This is a genomic window from Halorientalis sp. IM1011, from assembly GCF_001989615.1.
GTDB lineage: Archaea > Halobacteriota > Halobacteria > Halobacteriales > Haloarculaceae > Halorientalis.
Genome location: NZ_CP019067.1, coordinates 679,469 through 697,791 on the forward strand (window position 1 = coordinate 679,469; position 18,323 = coordinate 697,791).

Annotated in this window: 15 protein-coding genes; 7 read left to right on the top strand and 8 right to left on the bottom strand. The window is 65.0% G+C overall.

Features of this window, described 5'->3' with window-relative positions; all coding sequences use genetic code 11:
• Positions 1-68 precede the first annotated feature (68 nt).
• Positions 69-1,748 carry a methylmalonyl-CoA mutase gene (locus BV210_RS03485; protein ID WP_077205298.1) on the bottom strand — a complete coding sequence of 560 codons (1,680 nt, stop codon included), beginning with the start codon at positions 1,746-1,748 and terminating at the stop codon, positions 69-71.
• A gap of 265 nt (positions 1,749-2,013) precedes the next feature.
• On the opposite strand from BV210_RS03485, the gene BV210_RS03490 reads away from it, so the two are divergent.
• Positions 2,014-3,849, top strand: coding sequence for a histidine kinase N-terminal 7TM domain-containing protein (locus BV210_RS03490; RefSeq protein ID WP_077205299.1), 1,836 nt, complete (start codon positions 2,014-2,016; stop codon positions 3,847-3,849).
• Between the two features lie 18 nt (positions 3,850-3,867).
• Here the strand turns inward: BV210_RS03490 and BV210_RS03495 are convergent, their stop codons facing one another.
• The 4 genes from BV210_RS03495 to BV210_RS03510 form a co-directional block, all read right to left on the bottom strand.
• Positions 3,868-4,449 (bottom strand): GNAT family N-acetyltransferase, encoded by a 582-nt coding sequence (locus BV210_RS03495; RefSeq protein ID WP_077205300.1) that lies wholly within the window; start codon positions 4,447-4,449, stop codon positions 3,868-3,870.
• Between the two features lie 71 nt (positions 4,450-4,520).
• Positions 4,521-5,243: an ABC transporter ATP-binding protein gene (locus tag BV210_RS03500; RefSeq protein WP_077205301.1), complete on the bottom strand. Its 723-nt coding sequence runs from the start codon at positions 5,241-5,243 to the stop codon at positions 4,521-4,523.
• A complete protein-coding gene (locus BV210_RS03505) occupies positions 5,240-6,010 on the bottom strand; it encodes an ABC transporter ATP-binding protein (RefSeq protein ID WP_077205302.1) in 771 nt (256 codons plus the stop codon). Before BV210_RS03505 ends, BV210_RS03500 begins: the two co-directional genes overlap by 4 nt.
• Positions 6,007-6,885: a branched-chain amino acid ABC transporter permease gene (locus tag BV210_RS03510; RefSeq protein ID WP_077205303.1), complete on the bottom strand. Its 879-nt coding sequence runs from the start codon at positions 6,883-6,885 to the stop codon at positions 6,007-6,009. The genes BV210_RS03505 and BV210_RS03510 overlap by 4 nt, the downstream gene beginning before the upstream one ends.
• Positions 6,886-7,045: 160 nt before the next feature.
• On the opposite strand from BV210_RS03510, the gene BV210_RS03515 reads away from it, so the two are divergent.
• On the top strand, positions 7,046-8,392 hold the full coding sequence (locus tag BV210_RS03515) for an ABC transporter substrate-binding protein (RefSeq protein WP_077205304.1): 1,347 nt from the start codon (positions 7,046-7,048) through the stop codon (positions 8,390-8,392).
• A 1-nt stretch (position 8,393) separates the two neighbouring features.
• The gene (locus tag BV210_RS03520; RefSeq protein ID WP_077205305.1) at positions 8,394-9,632 is read left to right on the top strand and encodes a branched-chain amino acid ABC transporter permease; all 1,239 of its coding nucleotides are present in this window, start codon (positions 8,394-8,396) and stop codon (positions 9,630-9,632) included.
• Here BV210_RS03520 and BV210_RS03525 read toward each other — a convergent pair.
• Complete coding sequence (locus tag BV210_RS03525; RefSeq protein ID WP_077205306.1) at positions 9,629-10,351, bottom strand: helix-turn-helix domain-containing protein; 723 nt, start codon at positions 10,349-10,351, stop codon at positions 9,629-9,631. The two genes, BV210_RS03520 and BV210_RS03525, sit on opposite strands and share 4 nt — an antisense overlap.
• Before the next feature lie 155 nt (positions 10,352-10,506).
• On the opposite strand from BV210_RS03525, the gene BV210_RS03530 reads away from it, so the two are divergent.
• The 4 genes from BV210_RS03530 to BV210_RS03545 all read left to right on the top strand — a co-directional run bounded on the left by BV210_RS03530 (position 10,507) and on the right by BV210_RS03545 (position 16,174).
• A complete protein-coding gene (locus BV210_RS03530) occupies positions 10,507-11,364 on the top strand; it encodes a hypothetical protein (RefSeq protein WP_077205307.1) in 858 nt (285 codons plus the stop codon).
• A gap of 102 nt (positions 11,365-11,466) precedes the next feature.
• On the top strand, positions 11,467-13,242 hold the full coding sequence (locus tag BV210_RS03535; protein WP_077205308.1) for a PAS domain S-box protein: 1,776 nt from the start codon (positions 11,467-11,469) through the stop codon (positions 13,240-13,242).
• Positions 13,243-13,354: 112 nt separating this feature from the next.
• On the top strand, positions 13,355-14,119 hold the full coding sequence (locus BV210_RS03540) for a response regulator (RefSeq protein ID WP_077205309.1): 765 nt from the start codon (positions 13,355-13,357) through the stop codon (positions 14,117-14,119).
• A gap of 57 nt (positions 14,120-14,176) precedes the next feature.
• The gene (locus BV210_RS03545) at positions 14,177-16,174 is read left to right on the top strand and encodes an AMP-binding protein (protein WP_077205310.1); all 1,998 of its coding nucleotides are present in this window, start codon (positions 14,177-14,179) and stop codon (positions 16,172-16,174) included.
• 12 nt (positions 16,175-16,186) lie between these two features.
• Here BV210_RS03545 and BV210_RS03550 read toward each other — a convergent pair whose 3' ends face one another.
• The gene (locus BV210_RS03550) at positions 16,187-16,888 is read right to left on the bottom strand and encodes a hypothetical protein (protein ID WP_077205311.1); all 702 of its coding nucleotides are present in this window, start codon (positions 16,886-16,888) and stop codon (positions 16,187-16,189) included.
• 243 nt (positions 16,889-17,131) lie between these two features.
• Positions 17,132-18,283: a molecular chaperone DnaJ gene (dnaJ, locus tag BV210_RS03555; protein WP_077205312.1), complete on the bottom strand. Its 1,152-nt coding sequence runs from the start codon at positions 18,281-18,283 to the stop codon at positions 17,132-17,134.
• Positions 18,284-18,323: the final 40 nt, after the last annotated feature.

Genomic DNA, 18,323 nt, shown 5'->3' on the forward strand with positions numbered 1-18,323 from the left:
ACACAGATACTTAGGTCTGTCGCTGATCGAATAACTGTCTGAACGTCGACCGAGAAGGGTTCGCGCCGTCAGATGCCGCCGCCCTGGTACTCGCCGAACACGTCGCGCATGGCGTCACAGATCTCGCCGGTCGTGGCGTAGACCTTGACGGCGTCGACGAGATACGGCATGAGGTTCTCGTCCCCGCGGGCGGCCTCCCGGATCGCTTCGAGTTTGGCCTCGACTTCCTCGTCGTCGCGGTCCTCGCGGACTTCGGCGAGAGTCTCCTGTTGTTGGGCTTCGAGTGACTCGTCGACTTCTTCGATGTCCACGTCCTCCTCCTCTTCGACCTGGTACTCGTTGACGCCGACGATGACGCGTTCGCCTTCCTCCTGTTCGCGCTGGCGCTCGAAGGCCACGTCCTGAATCTCTCGCTGGACCCACTGATCCTCGATGGCCGGGAGCATCCCGCCCTTGTCGTCGATTCGGTCGAGAAGGTCGAAGGCCTCTTCTTCGAGCTCGTCGGTCAGGCTCTCGACGTAGTAACTGCCCCCGAGCGGGTCGATGGTGTCCGCGGCTCCGGACTCGTGGGCGAGGATCTGCTGCGTTCTGAGCGCGGTCCGGACGCTCTCCTCGGTCGGGAGGCCGACGGCCTCGTCCTTGCCGTTGGTGTGGAGGCTCTGGGTCCCGCCCAGCACCGCGGCCAGCGCCTGGTAGGCTACCCGGACGACGTTGTTCTCGACCTGCTGGGCCGTCAGCGTGGACCCGGCGGTCTGGGTGTGGAACTTGAGCTGTTTGCTCTTGGGGTTCTCGGCGTCGAAGCGCTCCTCCATGATCTTGTACCACATCCGTCGGGCTGCGCGGAACTTCGCGACCTCTTCGAGGATATTGTTGTACGAGGCGAAGAAGAAGGAGAGCTGCGGGGCGAACTCGTCGACGTCCAGTCCGGCCTCGATGGCAGCCTCGACGTACTCGATGCCGTTGCCCAGCGTGAAGGCGATCTCCTGGGCCGCGGTCGAGCCGGCCTCCCGGATGTGGTAGCCCGAGATCGAGATGGTGTTGAAGTTGGGGACCTCCGCGGCACAGAACTCGAAGATGTCCGTGATGATCCGCATCGACTGCTCGGGCGGGTAGATGTAGGTGTTGCGCGCGATGTACTCCTTGAGGACGTCGTTCTGAATGGTCCCCCGGAGTTCCTCGCGGTCGACGCCCTGCTGGTCGCCGACGGCGATGTACATCGCGAGCAGGACCGAGGCCGGTGCGTTGATCGTCATGGAGGTCGACACTTCGTCGAGCGGGATGCCCTCGAAGACGGTCTCCATGTCGGAGAGGGAGTCGATGGCGACGCCGGTCTTGCCGACCTCGCCGGCGGCCATGGCGTTGTCCGAGTCGTACCCCATCTGTGTGGGGAGGTCGAAGGCCATCGAGAGCCCGGTCTGGCCCTCGTCGAGCAGGTAGTTGAACCGCTCGTTGGTCTCGCTGGCGGTCCCCATGCCGGCGTACTGGCGCATGGTCCAGAGTCGGCCGCGATACATCGTCGGGTAGACGCCCCGCGTGTAGGGCTCCTCGCCGGGGAAGCTCAGATCCTCGTCGTAGTCGATATCGGCCACGTCCGCGGGCGTGTACAGGCGATCTACGGTCTGTCCCTCCGTGTCGGTCGTGAACGTCTCCTTGCGTTCACCGAACCGCTCGACGGTCGGCTGGACCGACTCCTCGTCCCAGTCGGCCTTCGCCGAGCGGATCTCCCGGAGGTCCTCCTCGTCGAACATGGCTGGGTGAACGACGTGGCCGTGTATAAGCGTTGTCTGAGCGGACGGCGGCCACGCTGGGGCGTTTCACTCCCGACGCGGTCCTCGCGATGAGTCCGCCGGCGAGTCGGCAGTGAAATATTACACGGGCGGACGCGATTTCGCCGGCCGCAAATGGGAGATTTTTCGCGCTGAATCACCGAAAGGGTGGCCGAACCGTGTACGTACACTTCGAGAGGGTACACAGACTAAGAGTACTTATGGAAACAGTATTTATGGTCGATGGATGAGTCTCCACGAGATACTCTATCAGGGGACACTGGTCGTCGCGGGTCTGCTGTGTCTGGGCGTGGCGAGTTACGCCTGGCGACACCGGGATCGGCGTACTGCCAAGTTACTCGCGGGCGTGTTGCTTTCGGTGGTCTTCTGGACGCTGATGGCCGGGTTGGTCAGTGTCTTTTCGGGGACCCCGATAGCGAAGTTCGCGACGCGATTCCTGCTCGTCGGCGTCGTCGGGTCTGTCCTGTTCCTCTTTTTGCTCTCGCTGCGCTACACCGGCCGCGAGGAGTACATCAGCCGGCGGTCGGTCGCGCTCTTGCTCCTCGAACCGGTCTTCATCACCGTTGCGAGCTGGGCCCCACAGTCACGGGACCTCGTCTACGCGTTCGGTGCGATGGATCCGGGGACGTTCACCGGCTACTCCGTCACCTACGGGCCGCTATTTATCGCTCACACCGCTTACTCGTACGTCCTCCTGACCGCTTCGGCTGCCATGCTGGTGAATTTCGCGGTCAAGTCCGAGTACCTCTACCAGCGACAGGTCGCCGCGATCCTCATCGCCGTGTTCGCCCCCTGGGTCGGAAACGCGCTGTTCCTGTTCGGGCCGGTCAGTTTCGACCTCACTCCGGTCGCGTTCGCCGTTACGGGGCTCTCGCTCTGGTGGGCCATCTTCAGCCAGGACTTCCTGGAGCTCGTTCCCGTCGCCCGCAGCGTCGTCGTCGAAAACATCGGCGCCGGTGTGTTCGTCCTCGACAGGGACGACCGACTCGTGGACATCAATCCGAAAGGTCTGGAGATGCTCGACCTCGAGGCGACCGACGCCATCGGAATGGACGCAACGGGACTGTTGGCTGGCATGCCGGCCGTCCGCGACCAGTTCGAGGACATCGCCGACGTCGACGACGAGGTCACAGGCGAGCTGTCGTTCGGCGCGAACCACTACCAGGTCCGGGTGCGACCGCTCGAAGACAGCAGCGGGACCCTGATCGGTCGGCTGTTCCTGGTCAACGACGTCACCGAACAGAAGCGTCGCCAGCGTGAACTCGAACGCCAGAACGACCAGCTCGAACAGTTCGCAAACGTGGTGAGCCACGATCTGCGTAACCCGCTCAACGTCGCGACGGCAAAACTGGAACTCGGTCGCCTCCGGGACGACGACCAGGAGCTCAGGGAAGCCGAGGAAGCACTCGACCGCATCGACGTCATCATCGACGACGTGTTGACCCTCGCCAGAGAGGGGAAACAGGTCGACGATCGGTCGCGGGTGTCCCTCCATTCGCTGGCCAACCGTGCGTGGGGAAACGTCGAGACGGTCGACGCCGAACTCGTGCTCGGTGACGACCGCGAGTTCGAGGCCGACGAGCAGCGCCTCCTTCGGGCGCTCGAGAACCTGTTCCGCAACGCCCTCGATCACGGCCGCGGGGACGTTACCGTCACCGTGGGCGCGACCGAGGACGGCTTTTTCGTCGCCGACGACGGCCCCGGCATCCCCGCTGACCAGCACGACGAGGTGTTCGAGGACGGGTTCACCACCAGCGAGTCGGGAACCGGCTTCGGGCTCGCCATCGTCCGGAGCATCGTCGAGGCCCACGGCTGGGAGATCGCGGTGAGTGACAGCGAAGCGGGCGTCCCCGCGAGTAGCGCGGAACGGAGTTCCGCGGACAGTTCGAGCGGGCATGGCCCGCGAGAAGATGAAGTGAGTGGGCGGTCACAAGAGGACCACCGTTCGTCTTCCGGCGGCGCGCGGTTCGACGTGACGGACATCCCGCCGCTTGCGGACGACGAGCCGTCCGGGCGAGGGGACGGCGGGTCTCACTCATCGCCAACCGAACCGTCCGAGTAGACGGTCGAAACCACCGGGTCACCGCCCGGTGTCATACTTGTAGGTCGCCTCGTCGGGATCGATCCCGAAGTCCTCTGGCCCCTCTTCGGGCTCGGCCTCGCCTTCGTCCGCAGCGGCCTGTTTGAAGGCCTCCCGGAACTTCCGGGGCATCCGGAACTCCGCGACCGACAGCGCCATCGGGACTGCGTCGGGCGCGGTCGTCTCGCGTTTTTCCTCCAGCCGACCCTGAAGTTTCTCCGGGAGCGAACCAGCGTCGATCGGCTCGAACTCGAACTGTCGGAGGTAGTCCGGCTGGTCGGTCAGCGAGTAGACGGTCTCGAACCCTTCGTCGCCGGCCTTCTGGATGAGCCGCTCGACGACGTGTGCACCGACGCCCTGTCCGCGCCAGTCCTCGAGGACGCCGATAGAGGTGAGTTCACAGACGTCTTCGTCGTCGGTCTTGTGGACGCGGACCCGCCCGAAGCCCGCCTTCTCGTTCGTCTCCTCGTCGATGGCGATGACGTAGTCGCGCGAGCGAAACGCGGTCTCGTCCAGGCCCATGTCCTCGATGTGATCCAGAAGCCAGACCTCCTCACGGTTTTTCGCGTCCCGGACGTACATGGTGGCCCCTTGGCCACGCCCGGCTAAAAACGTTGGCAGCCCTTCTGCTGGAAACACCGACGGCGACGCGGTCAGTCCGCGTTTGCCTCCCCGACCGAGAGGTACTCGTCGAGGAGGTCCTCGCGCTGGCGCAGGTCGGCGATCGAGCCGTCCCAGGCGTTCTCACCGCTCTCGATGATGTACGCCCGTTCGGAGAGGTCGAGCGCGAAGTCGACGTTCTGCTCGGTGATCACGACCGTCACGTCGCGGCTGACGATGTCTTCGAGCACGTCGGCCAGGTCCTCGACGATGACCGGGGCCAGCCCCTCGGTGGGTTCGTCGAGCAGGAGCAGGTCGGGGTTCTGGACCAGCGCCCGCGCGACCGAAAGCATCTGCTGTTCCCCGCCGCTGAGGTTGCGGCCCCGGTTCTCCCGGAGGTCGTCCAGCACGGGGAAGATCTCGAACATCTCCTCGATCGGCCGCGGTTCGGTTCCCCGACAGGCGCCGCGGGCGACCGAGAGGTTCTCCTGAACGGTCAGCGTCGGGAAGATCCGCCGTTCCTCCGGCACGAGTTTGATCCCCTTGTTGCTGATCGAGTCGACCGATTCGTCGATGATCGACTCGCCGCGGAAGGTGATCGTCCCCTCTCGCCGGGGGACCGTGCCGGTAATCGCCCGCAGTGTGGTCGTCTTGCCCGCGCCGTTTCGGCCCAGCAGTGCGACGACCTCGTTTTCCTCGACGGACAGAGAGATGTCGAACAGGACGTGGCTGTTGCCGTAGTAGGCGTTCACGTCCGAGAGGTCGAGGAGCGTCATGGCTCACCTCCGAGGTAGGCCTCGCGAACGCGCTCGTCGGCCATGACCTCGTCGGGCGTCCCGTCGGCGATCAACTGGCCGTTATCGAGAACGAGGATCCGATCGGAGATCCCGAGGACGACGTCCATGTCGTGTTCGGTCAGGACGAAGGTGATGTCCGTCTGTTCGTCCAGATCCCGGACCAGTTCGACCATCTTCTCGGTCTCCGTGGCGTTCATCCCCGCGGTGGGCTCGTCGAGCAGGACCACCGACGGATCCGTCCCCAGTGCGAGCGCGATCTCGACTTTCCGCTTGTCGCCGTGCGAGAGGTTTTCACACACCGTATCGGCGACGCCTTCGAGCTCGGCCATCTCGATGACCTCGTTCACTTCCGCCGTCAGCTCCGGGTCCTCACGGGCGACGGCGCGCAGGTCGAACGTGCGCCCGTTCTTGCTGATGCGAGCGATCCGGAGATTCTCCGAGACGGTCAGCCCCTCGAAGACGTTGTTGATCTGGAACGCCCGGGAGAGGCCGAGGCGGTTGATTTCGTGCGGTTCGCGGCCGCTTACGGTGACGAGTTCGTCCCCGTCGCGGGGTCGGAGCCGGGCGACCCCGTCGGTCGGGTCGAGCCGACCCGTCAACAGGTTGTAGAAGGTCGTCTTGCCCGCGCCGTTGGGGCCGATGATGCTCGTGATGTCGTCGCTGTCGATCGAGACGGTCAGATCCTCGACGGCGAGCAGTTTGCCGAAGCGGCGTTCGAGCCCGTCGGTCTCCAGAACCGTCGTCACGCTTCGGCACCTCCGACGATCCCCTCGGGTTTGAGAAGCAACACGGCGATCAGGGCGACGAACGGGAACAGCTGGCCGGCACCGGCGGCGAAGATGCTGCCGACCGCGATCATGATGCCGATGATGTACGCGCCGATGAACGCCCCGGTGAAGGAGCCGAGGCCGCCGATGACCACGACGACGAAGGCGTTGATGATCACCTGGTTACCCAGTTCCGGCGTCACGGACTGCAGTGGTGCAGCGAGCGCACCGCCGACACCGGCGAGCACCGCACCGATGAAGAAGACGCCGGTGTAGAGCCGGGGCACGTTGATCCCGAGCAACAGCGCCATGTCCCGGTCACTGGAGGTGGCACGCACCACCCGTCCGAAGTTCGTGGTCCGCAAGGCGAGCAGGATCACCCCCATCACCGCGACCGAGGCCACGATGACGAACGCTCGGTAGGACGGGATCGAGATTCCCTCCGCCAGAACGACGTCGAACCGGAGGCTCGGCGGCGGGTTGATGATCCGGGACCCGGAGCCGAACACGTACCGCACGGCGTCGGTGATGATGAGGACGAACGCGAACGTCAGGAGCAACTGATCGAGTTCGTCCCGGTCGTACACGCGCCTGAGAAATCCCATCTCGATGAAGACCCCGACGAGGCCGACGACGAGCCCCGCGGCCACCACCCCCAGCCAGAAGTTCCCGGTCGAACTCTCTACGGCGACGATGCCCACGTAGGCACCGATCATGTACAAGACACCGTGGGCGAAGTTCAGCACTTCGAGGACGCCGAAGATGAGACTCAATCCGACCGCGATGAGAAACAACCAACTCCCGATACTGAGGCCAGTGATCACCTGATCGATTAGCAGGCCGGTCGATACCATGGGAAGACCTCTCTATCAGCTATCGGTTAATACTTTCGCCCCCTTTATACACGTGTGTAGGACTCTATCCGCCTATTACCTTGAAAGAATATAATTGCGCTGACAATGGTTACATGTAAACCCTTGTCTATTAGCCGGGAATGGATGTAGATGGACTACCATGCTAGATGATGTCGATCGATCAGGGAGCGAGTCGAAGGACACTGGGACGCGGCTCGTAAGTCGGCGCGAGGTGCTGGCGGCCACCGGTGCGGGAACCGCCGCATCGGTCGCGGGCTGTCTGGGCGGCGGCGGCAGCGGAATCACCATCGGCGGCGTCTACCTGCTCTCCGGGCTGGCCGAGGCACTGGGTGCCGGGTCGGCCGCGACGGCCGAGGTCGCCGTGGAGGCGATCAACGAGAACGGTGGGATCATGGACGAGGACGTCGAGATCGTCATCCGTGATCACGGCAACGACCCGCAGGGGCAACTCCAGAGTCTCGTCCAGCAGGAGAATGCCGATGTCCTGCTCGGAATGACTTCCTCGGGTGTCACGCTCAACTCAGGCCCGACGGTCGAGCAGCTCGGGGTACCGTGGACGCTGACCGACATCGGGACGCCGTTCATCACCGAACCGGACGAGGAGAAATACGGGGACTATTACGATGACGACGGGAAGGCGGCTGGCCTCCCGAACGTGTTCCGGACGAACTCGAACACGTCCCACATGACCTACGCGATCGCGAAGTACATCTCGGAGAACTTCGACAACCCGCGGATCGCCAACATGGGACCGGACTACGCCTACGGGCAGCAGTGCTGGAACTACGTGCAGGCGTACATGGACGGCCTCGGTGCCGACTACGAGGTCGTCGCCTCGGAGTTCCCGGAACTGGGCGCGACCAACATGACGCCACAGATCAACTCCGTGCTGAGCGCGAACCCGGATATCGTGTTCACCAGCTTCTGGGCGAACGACACGGTCACGTTCACCAACCAGGCCGCCGAGCAGGGGCTGTTCGATCAGGTCGACGACGTGTTCGACACCATCGGCGCCGACCCCAACAACTTCGAGGCGCTCGGCGACACGATGCCCGAGGGCGTCCACTACTCCGGCTGGTACTGGCCGGGCGCGTACGACACCGAGGCCGACCGGAACCTCATCGAGACGTTCCGGAACGCCTACCAGAACGACAGTGAAGTGCTCGCGTACCCGCCCTTTACCGGCGGGAGTACCTGGGCCGCGGTCCAGATCTACAAGCAGGCCATCGAGGCCGCGGGGAGCACGAACTCCGACGACATCATCGCGGAGATGGAAGGGTTGACCTACGAGGACGACCCGCGTGGCTCGATTACGATCGACGCAGACACCCACCAGGCGACGGCCAACTGCGTGATCGGCGAGTCGTCGTTCGACGCCGACGTCCCCTACGACGGCGCGGGGCAGATCAACACGCAGACCTACTCGCTGGACCGGGACACGGCACTGGACCTGCTCGACGGGAGCGGCCTCCCACCGGGACTGTAAGATGAGCTACGGATTCTCGGAACGGGTCCAGACGGTCGAGAACACGTCCTGGATCGTTTTGCTCGCGGCGATCCTGCTGGTTGCCGCGCCGTTCGTCCTCGGTGGCTATCAGACCTCGATCCTGACCCAGACGGTGATCCTCGCCCTGTTCGCGACGGCGTTCAACCTCCTGTACGGGTACACGGGCCTGCTCTCCTTCGGCCACGCGATGTTCGTCGCGGCCGCGGGCTACACGGCCGCGATAACCGTCGGACAGGTGTCGCCAGCACTGGGTATCCCGGAGACGTTCGGTGCCATCTCGCCGTTCGCGACGTGGGTGCTGGCCCTACTGCTGGGCGTCGTCGTCGCGACGCTCGTGGCGGTGTTCGTGGGCTTTCTCTCGGTGCGACTCGAGGAGATCTACTTCGCACTGATCACGCTCGCGTTCAGCATGGCGGTGTACGTCATGGTCCTGCAGGACACCGTCGGCGTTATCTTCGAGGTCTTCGGCATCGGCGACGGGAACCTCACCAACGGCTCCGACGGTCTGACCTTCACCATGGGAGAGATCGAACTGTTCGGCATGCAGTTCCGACTGGTCGACATCGTCGATCCGTTCGTGTACTACTTCCTGTCGCTCATCGTGGTCTCGGTCGCGATGTACATGCTCTGGCGGATCGTCCAGTCACCGTTCGGGATGGTCTGTCGGGCCATCCGGGAGAACCCCGAACGGGCCAGTGCACTCGGGATCGACGTCAACCGCCACCAGTGGGTGACGTTCATCATCTCCGGGGCGTTCAGTGGCCTGGCGGGTGCGTTGCTCATCCCGCTGGCGACGAACGTCAACCCCTCCTACGCTCACTGGACGTTCTCCGCCGAACCCGTCATCATGACGGTCATCGGCGGCCCATACGCGTTCTTCGGGCCGATCGTGGGGGCGTTCACCTACGAGTACCTCCGCGAGTTCATCAGCCTGTTCCCGCTTCTGGAGCAGTACTGGCAGTTCAGCTTCGGTGTGTTGCTGTTGCTGGTCGTCCTCTTCTTCGACAACGGGGTCGCCGGCGGCATCAACAGGTTCCGTGCCTGGCTCGGCGTCGCCTGGCAGCGATACCAGACTGACGGCGTGGCCGGCGTTATCGCGTTCGTCAAGGAGACCGTCGTCGGCTACGCCGTGCTGGCGAAAGACGAGGTCGTCGCGTTCGTGCGTCGAGTGATAACCGGCGTCAGGTCGCTACCGCAACGGGTCGCCAACCGCTTCTAGGGGTCCCCGTTCGCGGCCCCGTCGAGTTCGCCGATCGCGTCGACGATGCGCTCGAACAGTTTTCGCTCGCTGCGACGGAGGTTCTTCGAGACGGCCATCTTCGAGACGTCGAGTTCCTCGGCCAGCGTGGCGAGGGTCCCGTCTCGCGGGGTCCCGAAGTACCCCTCCGTCACCGCGGTCCGGAGGGTTCGGCGTTCGACCTCGGAGAGTTCCCGACAGCCGTCGAGCAGTGACGCGGCCACGTCCGCGTTGTCCATCACCTCGTAGTAGTCCTGGAGGTCCATCGACTCCCGGGACTCGACGGTGAAGTCGTTCTCCTTGTCGAGTTCCGACAGCGCACCCTCGGCCAGTTCGCTCCGGTCGAACCCGACGTGCCAGATCTCGCTCCCGCCTTCGATCTCGAAGGGGCCGGTGATGTACCCGTCGTGTTTCCGGATGGTCTCCATCGCGTCCGTCTGTCCGATCCGGGACCGCAGCAGCGCCACGTCCCGCTCCCGTTTCAGCAGATCGAACCCGCGAACGTTCTCGTGATTCCTGAACGTGGTCAACCCGTTATCCAGCGCTTCCGCGTCCGCACCGCTGACCGTGATCCGCGTCTCTAGCTCCTCTGCGGCCGGATTGAAGTCCCACTGCTTCGCGTGAAAGGACACGTCGTTTTCGACCGTCGTATCGATGTACGGACAGTCGTACTGGACCATGTCCATCTGCAGTGATATCATTTAGCACACCTGCGGAACCGTTTGCTGGTCACAGGTATAAAGATAATGTTGACTTGAACGAAACGTTTTTATTTCAGAGAGGGAGGAAGCGACCGAAGCGACCGCCGACCCGGACCGTAATCTATTTTCGCCCAGTTGTTTTAGGTGTGCCTAAAATGGTCGGCGACACGCTCTCGAAGATCAGGGCCCGAATCGAGGAACTGGCAGACGACGGTGGGACGTACTGGGTGGTCTGCGGGCGGACGGGCGTCTGTCCGGTCCCGGTCGCGGGCAAGCGGTTCCCGGACCGCGAGGCAGCGGAGTCGGCCGCGGAAGCGGCGACCGCCTACCGGGCGGTGTTGCGCCGCTGGGACCCGCGAGCGCCCTGTTACGATTTCATCGCCTGCGAGGAGCCGGAGCGGGCGAACCGGACGGTGACACCGCCCGCGACGGGCGAGTCCACTTCGCTGACCGGCTTCTGTCACGACGTGGCCGCGGCCGTGTTCGAGACGCTGTCGGCCGAGGGGTACGCCGATCTGGAGTCGTCGATCATGGACGCCTACTGTGAGACCGCCGACGCCATCGACGACCCCGACGACCTCTGTCTGCACCTGCTACGGACCCTCTCTTTCGAGCTCGGGGCGCGACTCCCCGAACCCGAACAGGCCGCCGTCCTCCGCGGGGCAGCGGGGGAGCTCGCCGACTCCGACGACACCGATCGGCCACTGGACGCGACCCTGCAACGGTTACAGCGGCTCGACCTCGTCGACGGGTACGCCGTCGACGCGAGGTCCGATTCCCCGGAGAGCGAGTCCTGGACGGTGACGATCACCGACTACGCACTCACCGACCGGTCGGCGTCGTTACCGACGCTGCCGATTGCGATCGACCTGCTCGGTCGGCTTCCCGGGCCGGCACTGGAACTCTCGGACCCCCGGCGACTCGACGACGACCGCTGGCAGTTCGACCTGACGGTGACCGAGGACGGCGACTCGACGGGACTGGTCCGGGTGCGGGCCGACAGCCCGGCGTGACCGCCTGACCGGCTGGCTGTCCTAGTGCCGTCGACGTTCCCCAGTTCGACCAGTGATAATGCGGCCCAAGTGCTTATCAGCAATCTTATTCTATCCGGAGCTATGGCTGCCATCGGGTCGGCATCGACGACCGTTCTGCACGTCGGGGCCGACGAGAGTGTCGTCGAACGGGCGATCCCGTATCTCGACGGGAGTGACGACGAGACGACGGTCACGACCGTATCGGAAATCGGGGACACACTCACAGCGGTCGCGGAGACCGACGCCGACTGCGTCGTCAGCGAGTTCGACCTTCGGGACGGGACAGCCGTCGCGCTCCTCGAGGCGCTTCGGGCGGAGTACCCCGCGATACCCGTGGTCGTCCTGGCCGACGACGCCGACGACGCCGCCGAGAGCGTCGAAGCGGGGGCGACCGACGCCCTCACGACGGCGCTCGCGACCGCCAGCGCGGAGCTGCTGGCCGAACGGATCCGGGGCGCACTCCTGTTTGACGACGCGGCCGACGGAACGGCGATGTCCGGTCGACAGTACCGGACGCTCATCGAGCACTCGGCCGACATCGTGACGGTCATGGCACCCGACGGGACGATCGAGTACCAGAGCCCCTCCGTGGAGCGAGTACTCGGGTGGGAACCCGGGGAACTGGTCGGCGAGTACGCGTTCAACTACGTCCACCCCGACGATCGCGAGGAGCTCCGCGAGCGGTTCATCGAACTCACCGATCGGGACGGGACCGTCGTCGACGAGGTCAGGTTCCGGTTCAAACGCGCCGACGGGTCCTGGGCCTGGTTCGAGGGCGTCGGGAGCAACCGGAAGGACACGACCGTCGGCGGCTACGTCTTCAACTCCCGGGAGATCACCGAGCGCAAAGCACGTGAACGGGAGCTACAGCGGGCCGAGACGACGTTCCAGAACGCACAGGACGGCATCGCACTCGTCGACGTCACCGACGACTGCCGGTTCGAGATCGAGCGGATCAACCCCGCCTACGAGGAGATGTCGGGATTGTCGCTTCCGGAGATCCGCGGACGGACACCGCGGGAGATACTCGACGACGAGATCGGTCGCCGGATCGAAGGCCGGTTCCAGGAGTGTGTCGACCGGCAGACCCAGCTCTCCTACGAGGAGGCCTACGACATCCCCGGCATCCCGACCCACTGGCACACGCAGATCGCACCGGTCGTCGTCGACGGCGAGGTCGACCAGCTCGTCGTCTCGACCCGGGACATCACCGAACGCAAGGAGCGCGAACGGGAGCTGAAACTCCGAGATCGGGCGATTTCGGAAGCACCCATCGGCATCACGATCGCCGACCGGACGCGACCGAACACGCCCGTCGTCTACGCGAACGATGGGTTCCGGGAACTCACCGGCTACGACGGGACGGCGATCGAGGGCCGACCGCTGACCCACCTCGTGAGCGAGGAGACCGACCGGGCGAAGCGGGCCGAACTCGAGGCCGCGATCGACGGCGAGGACGACGCCACGGTCGAACTCCTGCTCGCCCGACGGGACGAGACGCCGTTCTGGGGCCGGGTCAGCGTCGCACCGGTCAAAGACGAGGACGGCGACGTGACACACACCGTCGGGTTCCTGCAGGACATCACCGAACCCAAAGAGTACGAGCAGTGGATCGAGCGGCGGTTCGACGAGTTCAGCGAGGTCCTCGCCGAGGACCTCCGGGACCCGCTCCGGGAGGCACAGGCCCAGCTATCGACCGCCCGTGACGCCGGCGACGAGCAGGCCCTAGACGCCGCCGAAGACTGGCTCGACCGTGCCGAGGACCTCCTCGACGACCTGACGACGGTCCACTCCTTCTCGGTCAAGTCACGCGACGTCTCCGAGGCAGCGCGGCGGGGCTCCCGCGGCAGCGAGTGACGACCCCGGCCGCCACATTCCGATGTTATCACCCGTGATAGCGGCGAGCGAACGTATTTGTAGATCCACAACCAGAGACTAGTTGATATCAGTTTAATCGCTGTACGGAACCATGAGGGAGACACAACCTGTCGTTCTCGTCGTCGAGAACAACGCGACTCGGGCGGAGCTCTACGAGCTGTGGCTCGCGGAGTGTACGGTCCGTATCGCGGTGACGAAGCGGCAGGTCGCCGAGACGTTCGACGACGACGTGGACGTCGTCGTTCTGGCCGAGGAGTTCGGGGACGGTGCAGCCGCGAACGTACTGGAGCTGGTCCGGGCCCGAGGCGGGTACTGTGAGGTCGTGACGACGACGGCCGACCGGAACAGATCGTTCCCGGAGCTCGACGTCGACCATCACCTCGCGAAACCCGTCTTCGAGGACGAACTCCGGTCGCTGGTCGACCGCCTCGCGCGCCGGACACGGTTCCGGGAGACGGTGATCGAGTACTACAGACGGACGACACAGCTCGCCTCGGCCGAGGTCGGCGCGACGGCCGGCGAGAGCGACCTGCCGGACCGGGAGTCGCTCGAACGACGGGTTCGAAGGCTCAAAGAAAGGTTCGAGCGGCTCCGGGGAGCGATGGACGTCGACGACATCCACGCCGTCCTCGACACGATCCGCCAGACCCGGGGGCCGAGCCGAGAGCCCGACGGCGAGAGCAAGTACGCACCCAACAAGTGCGTCAACTGCGGCAACGAGTGGGGCATCGGTCCGGGCGATAACCCTGCACGCGGGTACAGGCGTCTCGGGTCGTACGTCTGGCGCTGTACCGACTGTGGTCACGTCCAGATGCAGACCGACCCCAGCCACCAGCGCCTCGCTCCGTACCACTGACACCTCACCGTTCGGGGCGGGGGAAGCTACTTTAGCCGGTCGACTATATACCGGAGCATGACATCCGAATCGCTCGCCGATCTGGACGAAGTGGTCCACGAACCGAGTCAGGAGTTCGTCGAGTCCACCAACGTGTGGGAGTTCATGCAGACCCACGGGATCGACGACTACGAGGCACTGATCGAGCGGACCACGACCGACATCGAGGGTGAACCCGACTCCGGCGTCGACTGGTTCTGGGACGAACTCGTCGACTACCTCGACATCGAGTTCTACGAGGACTACGACACGGTTCGCGATGATACGGATGGCCCGCAGTTCACCGACTGGTACCCCGGCGGCGAACTCAACCTCGCCCACAACGTCGTCGACCGCCACGCCGCCGCCGACAACGAGCGCCGGAACAAGGTCGCGACCATCTGGGAGGGCGAAGACGGCGAGGTCCGGGAGGTCACCTACCACGAACTCCACCGGCAGGCCAATCAGGTGGCCAACGCCCTCGAAGAACGGGATATCGGGACCGGCGACACCGTGGGCCTCTACATGCCGATGGTCCCCGAGGTCGTCTCGATCCTCTACGGCTGTTTCAAGGCCGGCGCGATCGCCGTCCCCATCTTCTCCGGGTTCGGCGTCGACGCCACCGCCACCCGCCTCGAGGACCCCGAGTGCTCGGTTCTCTTCACCGGCGACGGCTTCCTCCGCCGGGGCGACCCGGTGACGCTCAAGGAGACCGCCGACGAGGCCATCGAGCAGGCCGACACAGAGGTAGAGTCGGTGATCGTCTACGACCGACTGGGAGCAGACATACCGATCACCGACGGCCGCGACGAGTGGTGGGCCGACGCCGTCGCCACCCAGTCCGACGAGTACGACACCAAGTCCCTTCCGAGCGACCAGGAGTCGATGCTGCTGTACTCCTCGGGGACCACCGGCAAGCCCAAAGGGATCGTCCACACCCACGCCGGCGTCCAGACCCAGTGTGCCAAGGAACTGTACTTCGGGTTCGACCTGCAGCCCTCGGATCGGTTCTTCTGGGTTTCGGATATCGGCTGGATGATGGGGCCGTGGACGCTGATCGGCAACCACACCTTCGGCGGAACGATCTTCATGTACGAGGGTGCACCGGACCACCCCGAACCCGACCGGTTCTGGGAGATGATCGACCGCCACTCCCTCACCCAGTTCGGTATCTCCCCGACTGCGATCCGGGCGCTCCGCAAGCAAGGCGACGAGTGGGTCGAGGGTCACGACCTCTCCTCGCTTCGACTCCTGGGGTCGACGGGCGAACCGTGGGATCCCGAGTCCTGGCTGTGGTTCCACGAGAACGTCGGCGGCGGCGACACGCCCATCATCAACATCAGCGGCGGCACCGAGATCTGTGGCTGTTTCCTGATGCCCCTGCCGATCAACGACCTCAAACCCTGCACCCTCGGCGGGCCGGGACTGGGTATGGACATCGACATCGTCGACGCCACCGGCGAGTCGATCAAGGAGGACCACGAGCGGGGCTATCTGGTCGCGCGTGACTCCTGTCCCTCGATGACGAAATCCCTCTGGAGCGGCGACGAGCGCTACCTGAACGAGTACTGGTCGCGGTGGGACGACCTCTGGAACCACGGCGACTGGGCCCAGAAGGACGAGGACGGTTTCTGGTTCCTCCACGGCCGGGCCGACGACACCCTCAACGTCGCCGGCCGCAAAGTGGGGCCGGCCGAGGTCGAGGGCGCATCGATGGACCACGAGGCCGTCAATCAGGCCGCCGCCATCGGTGCCGACGACGACACCACCGGTACCGCCGTCGTCCTCTACGTCATCGTCGAGGACGGGATCGAGGAGACGGACGCCCTCCGCGAGGAGATCCGCACACAGGTGGGCGAGGAACTGGGCAAACCGTTCCGCCCCCGCGAGGTCCTGTTCGTCGAGGAGTTCCCCAAGACCCAGTCGGGCAAGATCATCCGCCGGGCCGTCCAGGCCACCTACGAGGACGAGGATCTGGGAGATCTCTCCTCGATCGAGAACCCCGACGCACTGGACGCCATCGAGGACGCCCGCTAGGTGATCGGCCCGTCAGAGCACCACGTCGTCTGGGTCGAGCGTCGGCGCGTCCCCCTCAGCACCGACCACGAGCGTCGGCTCGGGTCCGGTCTCTGCCAGCAGGATCGACGCGCCGACCTGCAAGGGCGCGAGCACGCCCGCGACGAGCGTTCCGGGTCGGGTGAGCGACGCACGGACCGCGACGGCGTCTCCGTCGGCCAGGTCCCGCTCGTCGACGACCCGTTCGGCGGCAGCGAGCAGGGCCTCGTGAGTGTAGGTTTCGTCGGCCGTCGACAGCGCCGACTGGTCCGGCCTCACCCTGTCCGGCGGCATCGTCGGGTTCTCGCTCCAGATGTCCCGCTCGAAGTGGATCACGTCCGGATCGGACGGTTCGTCCCCATAGCCCACGCGCTTGGTTCCCGGGTCGACCGTCAGCGATTCGACCGCCGCGACTGGACCGACGACGATCCGAGCGTCGGCTTCCGGCGGCAGGCCGAACCGTACGGGCGCACCCAGAAGCGCTGCACCGAAGAACGCGAGCAGCGACTGTGGCGTCGGGTCGGCCGCGACGCCGACGCCCCGGCCCGGACCCACGCCGTGGTAGCGGAACAGACTCGCCGCCTTCCAGGCGTCGGTACAGAACTTGTGTGCGGTGTAGGGCTGGGCCCCGTCGCCGTACACCAGCGGCTCTTTCACCCGACGCTCGCGCGCGACGAGATCGCCGATAACGTCCATACCGATCGTTACCGCCGGGCCCGCTTAAGTCGTCTGTCACGGTTCGGCCGTTCGGAGCCACTCTCGAACGAATCACCCGGACCGAAAAGCGGCGCGAGGCCACCAGGGGGGAAGGGGTGGATACGAGTACGTTACCGGTACCGACCCCGCGCCGATTTCACGTCCGTACTTGATAATAATAAATCTAATCGTACCAGAACTATCGGTCGATTGACTCCAGAAGGCCGGCTGTAGACTGGCGGCTCAGAAGCTGTTTTTCAGTCGCTCGAAAAAGCCCTGTTCGACGTCGACTTCCTCGCCGCCGGCTTCGGCGAACGCCTCCAGCGCCTCGCGTTGCTCGTCGTTCAGGCTGTCGGGCGTGACGACCCGGACCCGCACGAACATGTCGCCGTTCCCGCGGCCCCGGAGTTGGGGCATCCCCTTGCCGTCGAGTCTGAAGACTTCGCCGCTCTGGGTGTGTTTCGGCACGTCGAGTTCGACGGCCCCGTCGAGCGTCGACACCTCCACCGTGTCGCCGAACACCGCCTGCGGGAAGGAGATCGCGTACTCGTGATAGAGGTCGTCGCCCTCCCGGTCGAACTCGGGATGGTCCTCGATCGACACCTCGATCAGCAGGTCACCGCTTGGCCCACCGCCCTCGGCTGGCGCGCCCTCGCCCTCCATCCGGAGGGTCTGGCCGTCCCGGATCCCGGCGGGCACGTCCACGGAGAGGGTCACCTCGTTGCGGACCTGTCCCTTCCCGCGGCAGGTATCACAGGTCTCGCTGTAGAGCGTGCCCTCGCCCCCACAGCGCTGACAGGTCGTCGTCTGCTGGACCCGGCCCATCGGCGTCTGCTGAACGCGCGTCACCTGTCCGCGACCCTCACACTCCGGACAGGTGCGGGAGTCGCTGTCCGGCGGATGTCCGTCGCCGTGACAGTCGGGACAGTTCTCGGGTCGCGTGATGACGAGTTGTTTCTCGACGCCGCTCGCGGCTTCTTCGAGCGTGATCGAGAGGTCGGTCCGGAGATCCGTGCCCTGTCGAGCACCGCCGCGACCGCCCCCGCCGCCGAAGAACTGCTCGAAGATGTCGCCCATATCGCCGAATGGACCGCCCTGTCCGAAGGGGTCGCCACCCGCGCCGCGCTGGCCGCGGGCACCGCCACCACCGCTGAACCCACCCTGTTTCTGGGCCTGCTCGAACCGCTCGTGGCCCATGCGGTCGTAGGCCTGCCGTTTCTCCTCGTCCGTGAGGACCTCCTTGGCCGTCTTGGCTTTCTTGAACTTCTCTTCGGCGTTCGGATCGTCGCTCACGTCAGGATGGTACTCCCGTGCTTTCTCCCGGTAGGCCTGCTTGATCTCGTCCTCGCTGGCGTCTCGCGACACCCCGAGTACGTCGTAGAAATCCTCGCTCATTCGTTGTCCCACCCTATTCGATTGAGATACTTGAAAAGAA

What these genes read in the sequence shown, in the direction of transcription:
- BV210_RS03485 (WP_077205298.1), bottom strand. Translation starts at nt 1,748, where the DNA reads ATGTTCGACGAGGAGGACCTCCGGGAGATCCGCTCGGCGAAGGCCGAC.
- BV210_RS03490 (WP_077205299.1), top strand. Translation starts at nt 2,014, where the DNA reads ATGAGTCTCCACGAGATACTCTATCAGGGGACACTGGTCGTCGCGGGT.
- BV210_RS03495 (WP_077205300.1), bottom strand. Translation starts at nt 4,449, where the DNA reads ATGTACGTCCGGGACGCGAAAAACCGTGAGGAGGTCTGGCTTCTGGAT.
- BV210_RS03500 (WP_077205301.1), bottom strand. Translation starts at nt 5,243, where the DNA reads ATGACGCTCCTCGACCTCTCGGACGTGAACGCCTACTACGGCAACAGC.
- BV210_RS03510 (WP_077205303.1), bottom strand. Translation starts at nt 6,885, where the DNA reads ATGGTATCGACCGGCCTGCTAATCGATCAGGTGATCACTGGCCTCAGT.
- BV210_RS03515 (WP_077205304.1), top strand. Translation starts at nt 7,046, where the DNA reads ATGCTAGATGATGTCGATCGATCAGGGAGCGAGTCGAAGGACACTGGG.
- BV210_RS03520 (WP_077205305.1), top strand. Translation starts at nt 8,394, where the DNA reads ATGAGCTACGGATTCTCGGAACGGGTCCAGACGGTCGAGAACACGTCC.
- BV210_RS03525 (WP_077205306.1), bottom strand. Translation starts at nt 10,351, where the DNA reads ATGATATCACTGCAGATGGACATGGTCCAGTACGACTGTCCGTACATC.
- BV210_RS03530 (WP_077205307.1), top strand. Translation starts at nt 10,507, where the DNA reads ATGGTCGGCGACACGCTCTCGAAGATCAGGGCCCGAATCGAGGAACTG.
- BV210_RS03535 (WP_077205308.1), top strand. Translation starts at nt 11,467, where the DNA reads ATGGCTGCCATCGGGTCGGCATCGACGACCGTTCTGCACGTCGGGGCC.
- BV210_RS03540 (WP_077205309.1), top strand. Translation starts at nt 13,355, where the DNA reads ATGAGGGAGACACAACCTGTCGTTCTCGTCGTCGAGAACAACGCGACT.
- BV210_RS03545 (WP_077205310.1), top strand. Translation starts at nt 14,177, where the DNA reads ATGACATCCGAATCGCTCGCCGATCTGGACGAAGTGGTCCACGAACCG.
- BV210_RS03550 (WP_077205311.1), bottom strand. Translation starts at nt 16,888, where the DNA reads ATGGACGTTATCGGCGATCTCGTCGCGCGCGAGCGTCGGGTGAAAGAG.
- dnaJ (WP_077205312.1), bottom strand. Translation starts at nt 18,283, where the DNA reads ATGAGCGAGGATTTCTACGACGTACTCGGGGTGTCGCGAGACGCCAGC.